This is a genomic window from Catenisphaera adipataccumulans, assembly GCF_014202755.1.
GTDB classification, from domain to species: Bacteria; Bacillota_I; Bacilli_A; order Erysipelotrichales; family Erysipelotrichaceae; genus Catenisphaera; species Catenisphaera adipataccumulans.
In genome coordinates this window covers 174,113-186,666 of record NZ_JACHHK010000004.1, presented here as the reverse complement: position 1 = coordinate 186,666, position 12,554 = coordinate 174,113, and the positions used below count along the sequence as shown (strand labels likewise).

Annotated in this window: 12 protein-coding genes; 1 reads left to right on the top strand and 11 read right to left on the bottom strand. The window is 40.3% G+C overall.

Annotated features, from left to right (window positions below):
- Position 1: 1 nt before the first annotated feature.
- Genes HNQ47_RS06640 through HNQ47_RS06620 form a run of 5 tightly spaced genes read right to left on the bottom strand, consistent with a single transcriptional unit; the run spans position 2 to position 3,831 of the window.
- A complete protein-coding gene (locus HNQ47_RS06640; protein WP_183328613.1) occupies positions 2 to 460 on the bottom strand; it encodes a PTS sugar transporter subunit IIA in 459 nt (152 codons plus the stop codon).
- Positions 461 to 484: 24 nt separating this feature from the next.
- Positions 485 to 1,741, bottom strand: coding sequence for a PTS transporter subunit IIC (locus HNQ47_RS06635; protein WP_221248065.1), 1,257 nt, complete (start codon positions 1,739 to 1,741; stop codon positions 485 to 487).
- Between the two features lie 24 nt (positions 1,742 to 1,765).
- Positions 1,766 to 2,077, bottom strand: coding sequence for a PTS sugar transporter subunit IIB (locus HNQ47_RS06630; protein WP_183328612.1), 312 nt, complete (start codon positions 2,075 to 2,077; stop codon positions 1,766 to 1,768).
- Positions 2,078 to 2,079: 2 nt separating this feature from the next.
- The gene (locus tag HNQ47_RS06625; RefSeq protein WP_183328611.1) at positions 2,080 to 3,159 is read right to left on the bottom strand and encodes a zinc-binding dehydrogenase; all 1,080 of its coding nucleotides are present in this window, start codon (positions 3,157 to 3,159) and stop codon (positions 2,080 to 2,082) included.
- Between the two features lie 12 nt (positions 3,160 to 3,171).
- Positions 3,172 to 3,831 carry a class II aldolase/adducin family protein gene (locus HNQ47_RS06620; RefSeq protein WP_221248064.1) on the bottom strand — a complete coding sequence of 220 codons (660 nt, stop codon included), beginning with the start codon at positions 3,829 to 3,831 and terminating at the stop codon, positions 3,172 to 3,174.
- 393 nt (positions 3,832 to 4,224) lie between these two features.
- On the opposite strand from HNQ47_RS06620, the gene HNQ47_RS06615 reads away from it, so the two are divergent.
- Positions 4,225 to 6,324 carry a BglG family transcription antiterminator gene (locus HNQ47_RS06615; RefSeq protein WP_183328610.1) on the top strand — a complete coding sequence of 700 codons (2,100 nt, stop codon included), beginning with the start codon at positions 4,225 to 4,227 and terminating at the stop codon, positions 6,322 to 6,324.
- A gap of 598 nt (positions 6,325 to 6,922) precedes the next feature.
- Here HNQ47_RS06615 and HNQ47_RS06610 read toward each other — a convergent pair.
- From HNQ47_RS06610 to HNQ47_RS06585, 6 genes are all read right to left on the bottom strand, one after another.
- Positions 6,923 to 7,720 (bottom strand): LEM-3-like GIY-YIG domain-containing protein, encoded by a 798-nt coding sequence (locus HNQ47_RS06610; protein WP_183328609.1) that lies wholly within the window; start codon positions 7,718 to 7,720, stop codon positions 6,923 to 6,925.
- Between the two features lie 139 nt (positions 7,721 to 7,859).
- Positions 7,860 to 8,828: a zinc-binding dehydrogenase gene (locus HNQ47_RS06605; protein ID WP_246346089.1), complete on the bottom strand. Its 969-nt coding sequence runs from the start codon at positions 8,826 to 8,828 to the stop codon at positions 7,860 to 7,862.
- The gene (locus HNQ47_RS06600) at positions 8,825 to 10,129 is read right to left on the bottom strand and encodes an alpha-amylase family glycosyl hydrolase (protein WP_183328608.1); all 1,305 of its coding nucleotides are present in this window, start codon (positions 10,127 to 10,129) and stop codon (positions 8,825 to 8,827) included. Before HNQ47_RS06600 ends, HNQ47_RS06605 begins: the two co-directional genes overlap by 4 nt.
- An 8-nt stretch (positions 10,130 to 10,137) precedes the next feature.
- The gene (gene ybaK, locus HNQ47_RS06595; RefSeq protein ID WP_183328607.1) at positions 10,138 to 10,623 is read right to left on the bottom strand and encodes a Cys-tRNA(Pro) deacylase; all 486 of its coding nucleotides are present in this window, start codon (positions 10,621 to 10,623) and stop codon (positions 10,138 to 10,140) included.
- Positions 10,620 to 11,198, bottom strand: coding sequence for an ANTAR domain-containing response regulator (locus tag HNQ47_RS06590; RefSeq protein WP_183328606.1), 579 nt, complete (start codon positions 11,196 to 11,198; stop codon positions 10,620 to 10,622). Before HNQ47_RS06590 ends, ybaK begins: the two co-directional genes overlap by 4 nt.
- On the bottom strand, positions 11,195 to 12,364 hold the full coding sequence (locus tag HNQ47_RS06585) for a glutamine synthetase family protein (protein WP_221248063.1): 1,170 nt from the start codon (positions 12,362 to 12,364) through the stop codon (positions 11,195 to 11,197). The genes HNQ47_RS06590 and HNQ47_RS06585 overlap by 4 nt, the downstream gene beginning before the upstream one ends.
- Positions 12,365 to 12,554 lie beyond the last annotated feature (190 nt).

The following is a 12,554-nucleotide window of genomic DNA, read 5'->3' as shown; positions in this document are numbered from 1 at the left end:
TCTAATCTGCTTGTTCACCTTGATTGATGTAAGCCTCTAATTTACGTGGTAAATCTTCAACGTCAGTATTATAAATGTCCTCCATTTTATTTGTATCGGCAAATAATCCCATTAAATGTTGCAGGACAGACATATGGCTTGTATCTTTCAGTGCCAAATTAAATACCATTTTTGCATTGATCAGCTGCGTTTCATCATCCATGCGTCGGAAATCTACTGGTTGATCCAGCTTCAGCATGCAGATTGCATTATCAATTACTCCTGACGCTTCTGAATGTGGCATTGCGACCGGAACAACGGTCGGCAGACCAGTAGGATATTGCTTTTCTCGATTGATGCAGTTGCTTTCAAACTGATCGGTTACATACCCTTCTTTTTTTAATTTCTGTGCGCAAAGAGAAATAGCTTCAAAATCACTTTTTGCATGTCCCTCAATGGCAAAATATTTCATCTGGCTCATTGGCTCACATCCTTCCAAACATCATTACATCATGAATACACGGTGAATGACTTCAAGCAATACGTTCATCAAGTTGTAACCAAAGAACGAGTCGGTTACCATGCCATCGACTTTCAATCCGGTTGTCGAAACCATCATAGTTGCTTCCGGAGCAAAGACATTCGTTGCCCAAGCAATAAAAGTAATCATGAGGATACAAGAGATAATGGTACGAACAAAGTTTCCTCGGTGAGCCAAAGTCGGCATGACAACGGTATAGCATACAACAGACAGAATACCAACCGGGAAGTAACTCATATTTGGAATAATAAAGGCACAAAGAATTGTATATGGAATCATGATTGCTGTAACAACGATACAAGTCGGATCACCTAATCCTAAGCAAACATCCATACCAATCAGCAAAGTATCATCCTCACCGACCCACTTCGACATAAATTCGTTGGCAGCACCGCCGATCGGCGTGATACCTTCCATCATGACGGCAACCATGCGTGGAATTAAAACCAATACCGATGCAAAACCAATCGCCATCTGGAAAATACCAGTAATATCCTGTTTTGTCAGCAATGCTAAAATAATTCCAACAACAACACCGATAAAAGAAGATTCTCCGAAAACACCCAATTTCTGAGATAATTGATCAACATTAATATTTGCTTTGTTCAATCCTGGTATCTTATCATACAATTTATCCAACAATTCAAAGATTGGATACATCATGATATAAGATGCAGTTGTACAAGTAGTACCCTCTAGACCGTAGTAATCCTGCCAAGCCGGTGCAACATGTTCACCAAACTTGATGGCAATGATTGCCATAATCAAAGTAACAACGATACCAATTAACATGTTATCGAACAATGCATATGCCAGCGCACCTGGAATCAACATATGGATGAAATTCCAGATATCAACATTCATGACATTTGTCTTTTTTAAGCGAATCATGATAACGTTGATCAAAAAAATAACAGGAACTACTAACGGTGCAAATGGAACCGACCAAGAAGCCGCACCGACGGCTGCCCATCCCATATCTGTTACTGTATAACCGTGTCCCAATGCAGAATAGTAATCAATCGCCGGCTGAATCGTCGTAAACAATAAATTGATTACCAAACCTAATCCGTTGAAACCAATACCAACTAGTAAACCAGCTTTTAATGCGTCTCCGAATTTCATACGGAAGACCAAGCCTAAAATTAAAATCATGATCGGCAATAACGCCGTTGCTCCCATGCCCAATAAAGTTTGGACAATATTCATTAATACATCCATGTTTCTCTCCTTTTTCTAATCTAATTATTCAGACCGATTGGCCATAATTTCTTTACACGTATCGATGATCTGCTTTTCGACTTTATCCTTTCCAATACCGGAAATAAGACCAAAAACCTTAATAAGAGGTTTATCAATAGTGCCGCGAAAATTCGAAGTCGTCATAACAATATCCATATTTTTTGATGATGACTGAATAGTCTGAACCGTTCCTTTATGAACATTAACTGGAATATTCGCCTCTTTACAAATTTTCTTTACTGCCTCAGCAGCAACAGAACTCGATGCAATTCCACTTCCACACGCTACAAGAATTTCAATTGGTTTTTCTGACATATTTATTCCTCCTTAACCTTTCTTGAAAGCAAATCTTTATTTAATTCTTCATTCGGAATTAAAACCACTTTAATTGCTTCACCTGTTTTTGTCAGATGAATACCCTTATTGATCTCACTCAAAGGTAGGACATGGGTAATAAACTTATCCGCTTGAAATGCATCCGATAAAGCTAAATGGAAAGACTGTTCTACCTGAATACTATTTGCTCCAAAATGACCATAAATCCATAAACCATGATAATGAACATAGTTGGAGTCGATTTCTGCTAGCTTACCTTTTGCAACACCCCCAAACCAAACCGTAATTCCATTGTTTTTTGTCATATATATGGCTTGATTTTGCGTGGCCGTAACAGGTGTAGCAGATATCACTTTATCTGCGCCTCTGCCATTTGTCCATTTACGAATAGCTTCGACAGGATCTTCCTTTGAAGAATTAATATACAAATCTGCGCCAAAGCGTTGGGCCATTTCCAAACGTTTTTCATTCAGTTCGACCATGGCAATTTTTGTCGCACCGCGCATTCGCGCTAACTGAACATGAAAACACCCGATAGGACCAGCACCAATTACAACGACAGTATCTCCAAAACGTACATCAATATTGTCTTGGCAAGCATAAACAGACGAAAGCGGTTCGGCTAAAGTTGCTGCAATTTCATCTTGACCAGGATTCAATTTGAAAACAGAATCTCTCGACAGCTGTTGGCCCGTCACAACATAGTAGTCAGTAAATCCGCCCATGCGCCCTGTATAATCATCACCATATTGACACATTTCAGAATGACCGGACCGACACGCTTCACAGCGACCACAATGTCCGACAGGATACACATATAACTTATCTCCAATCGCATAGCCTTCGACTTTCGGACCAATTTCTGTAACCTGTCCGACTACCTCATGGCCGTACACATGTGGATACTTTCCTTTACGGGAATCAGTCGTTAAATTTCGAATATCAGAACCACAGAGCCCTACAGCACGTACATTGATCAGCAGCCCATCTTCCGGACAAACCGGCTTATCTATTTCTTCGACTCGAATATCATTTGGGCCATACATTAATGCAGCTTTCATTTTTCTCTCCTTTTATCGTTTTGCTTGTTTCAAAGCATCCAGATCAGAATCTGATATATTCGAAATTCCCATATCCTTTGCTAAATAATAAATCTTCATTACTTCTTCTGTAGCTTCTACAACTGCACAAGCATGTTCCAAAGTTGTCGCTACACAAACTAATCCATGATTTGCTAATAAAACCATGTCGTGTTTTTTTAATGCATCTGCCAATCCATTCGTAATATCCATGCTTCCAGGCAGACCATAAGGAATGCATGGAATACCATCATGTAAAATTGAAAACGTGGTCGAGCATTTTATATCAATGCTCTTATTGCAATATGCGTAAGCTGTTAGAAACGGCGCATGCAAATGAACAACTGCATTGCATTCTGGCCGTGCTTCTAAAGCAACTCTATGTAATAAATATTCACTTGATCTTCGTTTGTTTCCATCTACTTGCTTATCACCGCGCATGACAGCAATATCATCTGGTGTTAAGAATTCTTTTCTTGTACTTGTTGGTGTAATGTACAATAAATCTTTTTCCCGATTATAAATGGAAATATTCCCTTCCAGCGAATTCACCAGGCCTTTCCGATCCAGAATTTTAGCATATTGCGCAACTTCTTGTTTTATTTTTTCATCTGACATATGAATTGACTCAAAGTGTCCCACCTTTTCGCTCATTTCACATCTCCTTCCAATCTATGACCAAGGTCTTTTGTATACGCTTTCAATTTAAGTCATAACAATCTTTATTAAAAGAAGTAATTCTTTCAAAACTAGAAATTAAATGTACTTTTTAAACGTATAGAATTTGGTTATATAATCTTATGAAAAGTCCTGAAACAGCCAGTAACAAACACGATTAATAAAATAAATGGAATAAAAAATGAAAAGCTTCTTGAATTATTATTTAATGAAACTTATGGAAAAATATTTTCATATTCGGTATTCTAAGAGCTATACACTATAAAATGTTAATTTTTTCAACATTGTGAAAATTAATTGACTTTTATTAATAATTTTGGTTGGTATGATATTAAGTGGATTCGTATTTATAGGAAGGCTAGATGTGATATGAAAAGGAGAACACTCAATCTTATTAAAGAATTATCAAAACCTTCTGATCATTCATTATCCGAATTGGCGAATACTTATCATGTAACTGAGCGAACCATTCGCAATGATATAAAAGCAATTAACGACTTTCTTTCAAAATATGGTTTTGATAATATTTCAATTGAAAAAAACAGCATGATTCACGTAAGCCGTGATTTTTCCTCATGCCAAAAATACTTAAAAATCGATAATTTATATGATTATAAACCGAACCAACGAGAACGTGTTATTGCCGTATCTTGTATTTTACTCATGGAAAGTACATATATTACAATATCCGATTTAGCTGAAGCATTGTATGTCTCTCGAACAACAATCACAAATGACTTAGTCGAAATCAAGCGATACCTTCAATCATTTCAAATAATTTTACATACTCATCAAAACAAAGGCCTCTGTATACAAAATGATGAAATGGCTATCCGTGAAGCTCTTCTTCGGATGTTAACGCTTGATAATGATCCAAATGATCTTTTTATATCATTCTTATTAAATACAGTTGTTTTTAAACACGAAAGCAATCGGAGCATCGTACACAATATCATTAGTGAAATTGAAAATGAATACCATATCCAGTTCACAAATGACTCTTTTCAAATATTAAACGATTATCTCTGTCTTATGGTCGAGCGGAACATGCGAGGGATGTATGTTACCGAACACTATACTTCTTTTGGTGACGAATACCACTATGCACAAGATATTCTTCGCTATTTATGCCAATACTGTGATATCCAGCCCAACGAAAAAGAAGCAAATGCTCTCGGTTATTGGACTAAAAACATGTTACATTATACGCTTTTGGTTTCAAATGATCGCGAAACCATTGCTATCCAAGTTCTGACACGAAAACTCATCGAATACGTCAGCAATGATTTAAATATGGATTTGACAAGAGACTACCAACTTTACGAGAATTTATCGAATCATCTGAATTCGATTTATCATGAATCTATCGTGGAAACCACAGAAAACCCAGTGATCCAAGATATTCGAAAAACACAAAAAACAGTTATACAAGCCGTCAATAATAACATTGGCATCGTCCGTGAATTTTTTGAACGTCCACTAAGCGATATAGATATCATGTACATTGTTATTCATTTTTGTGCTGCCATTGAACGTTATAAAACCACAAAAATCAACTACAATGTAATATTGGTCTGCAATGCCGGCATTGGTACTTCGCAGCTCATACAAGCCAAGTTGGTGAAATATTTTCACGTAAACGTTGTTGGTATCATTTCTAGTTATGAAATACAAAGTTTAAAGCCGAACAGCGCTGATCTGTTGATTTCCGTCATTCCGATCTATGATGCGCCCATTGAATTCATCAATATTTCCGCTTATTTAACGGAAGATGACTATATATTGATTGGAAATAAATTGACCGAACTACGCCTGCACAATCACACGCCTGTAAATCTGCATAATACAGAAGTATCTGAATTAGGCATCTTAGATGCTATTCGTCCAGTATTACTGAACTCTGTTCCTGATCAAGCAGAAGACGTTTATGAAGAGATAAAGAGAGCTGTCCGACGATATTTTAATAAGGTGCAGCCACCGCTTGATAATGAAAGTGCCTCACCGTTTTTACATCACTTATTAACACCCGATTTTATTACTTTGGATGTTAAATGTGAAGACTGGCGCAGTGCTATCCGTAAATCGGCGCAATCCTTATTGAAATTTGGATACATTGAAAATCGATACGTAGCCAGTATGATTCGCAGCGTAGAAGAATATGGACCTTATATAGAAATTGCACCAGGATTGGCCATTCCGCATGCAGGACTAAATGATGGAAGCTACAAAATCGGTATGAGTATGATTCGTCTATCAAAACCGATTCCATTTGGTATTGAAGAGTTGGATCCTGTCCGATATGTTGTAACTTTATCATCAATCAATCAAAAAAATCACTTGCGCGCCCTCTTCCATTTATTAAGCCTTTGGCAAAATGATAAATTCTTAAATGAATTAGACAATGCTGTAACACCGAAAGAAGCAAATAAAATTATTGAGAAATTTGAATATACATTGAGTGATTATTGATTCCTGTTAATACTTAAAAATCGAATTAAAAATACATAGTATCTATGAAATTAGATTGCTAAATGATCCAAATGTCTCCCTGTAAAAACCGGTTGATAAACATCAACCGGTTCTTTTTTATATAAAAATAAATTCATTTTGATATGATATCAATCTGACCATTTTTATTAACAAGATCAGTGTCAATGATCATATCTACATAATCAAATCCCAAAATTCAGCAATATTATGCACTATGAAATGAGAATAGATATCTTTTAAAATTCACTAATAATTTGCAGGTTTAATTATTTTTTGATCAAAGACGCTGAAAAAAATCATTTTCTTTAACAATCTGAATTGAAAATCCCTTCTCTTTTAGATCTAAAGCTTTTTTTCTTTTGTGTCCTAATTTCCATAAGCCCATACATCGATTCCAGCTTCACCAACAATCAAATTTCACATACACATGTTCCAAGGCACAGATTCTATCATTTCTCCTATTTGGTGTCTCCACATCAAAAAACATGAGTGATTTCATATACATACCTCGATTCAATTTAAACTTTACTTTTTTTGTTAATATTAATTTGTCGGAAACTAAAGCTGAATAAGATATTTACTGCATCGGTTTGAGATATGTAACTGGATTTTGGGCTTTTTGATTCATCGGAAGCTCTGCAATTGATTTTCCATAATAATAGATTTGCGCTTGATCCATTGGTTCCCCATTTTCAAAGTGATCATCCACAAAAAACAAACGATTCTGATTCCCCGGAGTGACAAATAAATCTTCTCTTTCCATCTTTTCAGGTGTTTCACCGAATTTATACCACTTTGTTGGTTTATATACAGCAACAACCAGTGAATGATAGACGCCTAAAACATAGTCAACGTTTTTTGTTTTTGACATTGAAGCGAACCAAATTCCACGTACTGTATTGTATAAATCATTGGGATTCATTCCACGATGATATAGACGGTTAATTTTAATAACCATTAAGTTGTGATGGATATCTTTTGTTTGTAATGCTTCAGCTGCATATATTTGTTCATATTCTTCAACGGTTAGGACACCCTTCGTATGATGTCCCTGAACTACATTGGTCAGTTGATCAGATGAGAAGTAGTTATAGATGTTGATCAATGAGGCTTCTGAAGCAAAAGCTTCTGTTTCTGTCAACTGGTCATTTATGATGATTTTCCTAACTTCGAGTCCTTGTTCATGAATTTGTGCGATTCGATCTAATTTCAATTTCTTACGATCTGGATGTTTCAAGCTTTCTTGTTCGTGTTGAAAGATACGATTGCCGCTTCCCTTTCCAATATAAAAAATTGTATTATCTCTCGGGTCAATCAATCCATAAACATAATATTCTCCCAAAGCTAGTAAACTTTTTTCTGAAAATGAATTCATTGTATTTCCTACTTTCCGCTGATTTTCACTTTTCTTATAAATCTTTTAATCTGGTTCCTCTAGATTCTGGTTCGGATATTGTTACAGAACAGATCTATTTTACAAATGAAAACACCGAAAATCACTCTCGGTGTTTCATTCAATCAAGCACAATGACGACCTTGCCGAAGCTCTTCGCACTCTCCAGGTAGCGATGGGCATCCGGTACTGCTTCCAATCCATGGAACACTTTCTCCGGCCGCATATCGATACGCTCCCGTTTGATGAAATCCAGCATGCCTTGGATCCGCTGGTCTGTCACATTGCCGGAATAAAACGACGTCAACAGAGCACCGTCCGGAATATCCATGATCGGATCAAAATCATTCATCGTCCATTGGCCGCCCAGCTGACCGGTGCTGCACACGATACCGCCCGGCGCAATGTGCCGGAAAGAATCCTTCAACGTGGCCGGTCCGATCAATTCCAGGATCCGTTCATATTTTTCGGCAGTTTTCAGCGTGCCCTCTTGATCCAGGACGACTTCATCAAAACCCGCTTTGAACAGACTTCCCGCCTTTTCCGGTTTACGGGTCGTACCGGTCAAATGCGCAGATGGATATAACTTCCGGATCATTTTTAGCGCTGTGATCCCAACACCGCTGGTCGCACCGCGGATCAATATTTTCGCGCCTTCATACAGCCGCATATTGACCAAGGAGCCATACGCCGTATAACCCGTTTCCGGAATCGCTGCCAGATCGCCCCGTTTTAGGTCCGTCTGTACCGGATAGATCTGCGTATTCGGAAGCAGGACATACTCCGCATAACTGCCGTCAAATGCCCGGCCCATTTCCCCCATGATCGAAATGATGCGCTGTCCTTTCGGCAGCCGCTTGGCATCACTTGTTTCAACAATGACACCCGTACATTCGATCCCCAGCACCCGCGGGAAGGAAACGCTTGGAGAAAGACCTAAACGAGTAAAGATCTCGGAGCGATTGATACCAAAGCTCTGCACCTTCACCAAGGACCAGCCTGGCTTGATCATCGGCCGGTCGATCTCGCGCAGCTTCAGCTGTTCCGGACCGCCGGGTCGTTCGATCACGATGGCTTTCATCGTTGTCATGATGGCTCCTTTTGTTCCTTTAGGATCATCGATGTAAATGCTGGAATTGTCAGCGCACCATCGAGTGCAATTGTTTCCCCGCTCAAAAGATCGGTCATCTTTGCCTGTCGGTCCACCGTAAATGTATGCGGCGCATCGGCCATATTCACCGCGATCCATAAATCATTGCGCTGATAGATGCAGGCTGTATTCGTAATAGCAATCTGGGCATAGTCCGCATCATGCAGTGCTTTTTGTTCATGTTTGATCTGAATCAATTTTTCAATGTGTTTGGTCAGTTCATTCTCTTTTAATTCCGGTACTTCCGGCCGCAGATCCGTGTCATTGAAATTTTTCTTGCCTTCAATGCCCCACTCACTGCCGTAATAAATACAAGGAATGCCCGGCATCGTCATCAGCATCGTATAAATCAGCGGCAAATGCTTCGGCTCTTCCAGCTGACTGGCGATCCGCGGCACATCGTGATTATCCACAAAGTTCAGCAGCATCTTGCCGGTATACAGACACCAAGGATCTTTGCCGAACTGCCGGTTGAACGAGTACAAGATCTCAAAAAAGTTCTTCGAATTGAAACTGCTGTAAAGTCCCTTATAGCATTCATAATTCGTACAGGAATCCAGCATTTCTTCATTCACCCACTGATTGTAGTCTCCGTGCAGCGTTTCCCCCAATAGGAAAAAATCCGGATTTTTGGATTTTGTATGACGATGGACCGTCTTCAGAAAATCATGATCCAATAAATAAGCAACATCAAAACGAATGCCGTCCACGCCAAATGTTTCCATCCAGAAATCAATGACCTTCAGTAAATATTCAACGACCGCCGGATTCTGCAGATTGAGCTTGACCAGAATATCGGCCCCTTCCCAATCCTGATACCACAAGCCATCATTAAAGCGATTGTTGCCGTTAAAATCAATGTAGAACCAATCCTTATACGGACTTGCTTCCCGGTTTTTCAATACATCCTGAAACGGCGCAAACTGCCGTCCCACATGATTGAAGACCCCGTCAAACAGAAAACGGATCCCGTTTTTATGAAGCAATTCAGCAATTTCCTGCAGATCTTCATTGGTCCCCAGCCGGACATCCACCTGAAAATAATCCGTTGTGTCATAGCCATGCGAGACCGACTGAAACAATGGATTAAACAGCACAGCATCCACGCCCAGCTTCTTCAACTGCGGGATCCATTTCTTCATCTTCAACAGACGGTGCTGAAGCTTTCCGTCATTTTCAAACGGTGCGCCGAACGCACCCAACGGATAAATTTGATAAATCACTGACTGATTTGTCCACATAGTATTCCTCATTTCTCCTTGATCAGATCGGCTGTTTCAATGTGACGGAAGCGGATCAGATCTTCCGGATCCATCTCGATCTGAACTCCGATCTTGCCGCCGCTGAAATAAATCCGATCTTGTAAAATGACATTTTCATCGATAAATGTCCGATAATCTTTTTTCATGCCCAGCGGCGAACAGCCGCCCCGGATATAACCGGTAATTTTATGAATATCTTTCACATGGATCATTTCCAAACTTTTCGTTCCGGCAGCGCGGGCACATTTTTTCAGATCCAGTTCCTCCGCCACCGGCAGCATGAAGACCACATATTCGTTATCATGCGTTTGTGTCACCAATGTTTTGTAGACTTGTTCCAGCGGCTGTCCCATTTTTTCAGCAACGCTGATGCCGTCCACCGGATCATTGTGCTTATGTGTATACGAATGCGCTGTATACTCAATGCCGGCTTCATCCAGCAGACGCATCGCATTGGTTTTTACCTGTTTCACTTTGTGACCCCCTCTAATATATCCCGGGCAATTTCAAACTTTGTCTTCGAAGTATCCATTGCAGCATGTTCAATATATTTATGCGCCTGATCTTCGGTCCAATGATAATCCTCGATCAGAACCAGCTTGGCCCGATTGATGACCTTTTCATTCTGCATCTTTTGTTTTAGACGGGCAATTTCAGCTTCGTATTTTCTTTTCTGTGCCGCCAGCATCATCAACAATGAACACGACTGATAGACCATGCTTTTCTTACAAGGCAGCGACAGCACGCAGATCCCGGAATCATCGCACTGATACAAGACCTGATCATAGATATCCGCTTTCACCAACAACAAGATCTCGATCGGCAACGCATTCTTGATCTGCAGACAGGCGCGGACCCCCTGCTCATCCTTCAGCGGTGCCTGTACGATCAACAAGTCGCAGTGCCGTGAACGCAGCGCCTTTTTCGTATCTGCGATCGTCGCAAACGAATGGATGATCTGAAATTGATGAGCAGGCAAGACCTCTTTCATGACCTTCAAAGTATCATTGCTGCGGGAGACGACAATGACCTTTTTCGTTTCTTTCATCGTTCTAAATAAGCCTCTAATATGCCTGCCGGAACATAGTGACGGATCCATTCACTCTTGGCGGCAATTTCCTTTGCCGCTTTGAAAGACGCCGGTAATTCTTCACAAGTCATCAGCCGGCCGCATAAATTTTCATCGCAGTTCGGCATCAATTCCAGTCCGCGGCGCACACCGTCCAGACCGGCATAGATCAACAACGTATAAGCCAGATAAGAATTGGCATACCCATCCGGCGAACGCAGCTCGATCTGACGGGAACCCGCCGGAATGCGCACCAGCTGCGAACGGTTCGCATAATCCCATGTGACATACTTTGGTGCTTTATGTTCCCCTAACCGATCGTATGAAGCCGCGGTCGGATTTAAAAACAACGTCAATTCGCGAATGTGATCCAGAATGCCGGCTAAAAATGGTTCCAGCGGATCGACTTGAATGTGAATGTGCGTGCCGCTGCCCGGTGCATCCGGAATCGGTTTTGGAGAAAAATCGGCATATAGACCCATCGACTGGGCAGTCGCCTTTACGACCCAGCGGAAAGTGGCACAGCTGTCGGCAGAAGCCAAAGGCTCATTGAACTGAAAGTCAATTTCATTTTGGCCCGGCCCTTCTTCATGATGGCTGGCCATCGGCTCTACGCCCATCTCACTTAAATAACCGCAGATCTGCCGGCGAATATCTTCCCCCATGTCTTCCGGAGCAATATCCATATATCCGGCATGGTCCAAAGGCTTTTTCGTCGGTTCCCCATTTTCATCCAGCTGGAATAAATAAAACTCAAATTCACTGCGGATCTGGATCGGTACCTGCAGGTGTCTTGCTTCATCGATCACTTGCTTTAATAAATACCGCGTATTATTTTGGTAAAGATTGCCGTCGGCATCGTAGATATCACAGTACAGACGAATGACCGAACCGTCAAAAGAACGCCACGGCAGGATCGCTAATGTATTCGGATCCGGCCTTAAAAATAAATCGCTCTTTTCGATCGGTTCAAATCCGGCGATCGCACTGCCGTCGATCAGGATCCCTTCCTTGAATGCCCGTTCCATCACGCTAGGCTGAATGGAAACATTTTTTTGATGGCCGAATACATCAAAATAAGAAAGACGAATAAAACGGACGTCTTCTTCTTCTATAAAATCAAATACATCTTGTTCAGAGTACATAATTGACCTCCTTCGGATTTATTATATCGAAAGTCGGCGCGGATGCAAAACAAGCCAATAAATTCTGAAAAATTTACATTCTTTCGAAAATTTCTTTCATTTTCAGTTGACAATCTCGTGAAAAATACTACAATGGGAGTATGAAAAAGGCAAAGATGCCAAAAGAAGGAAGCAGTTCATCTGCTGAATT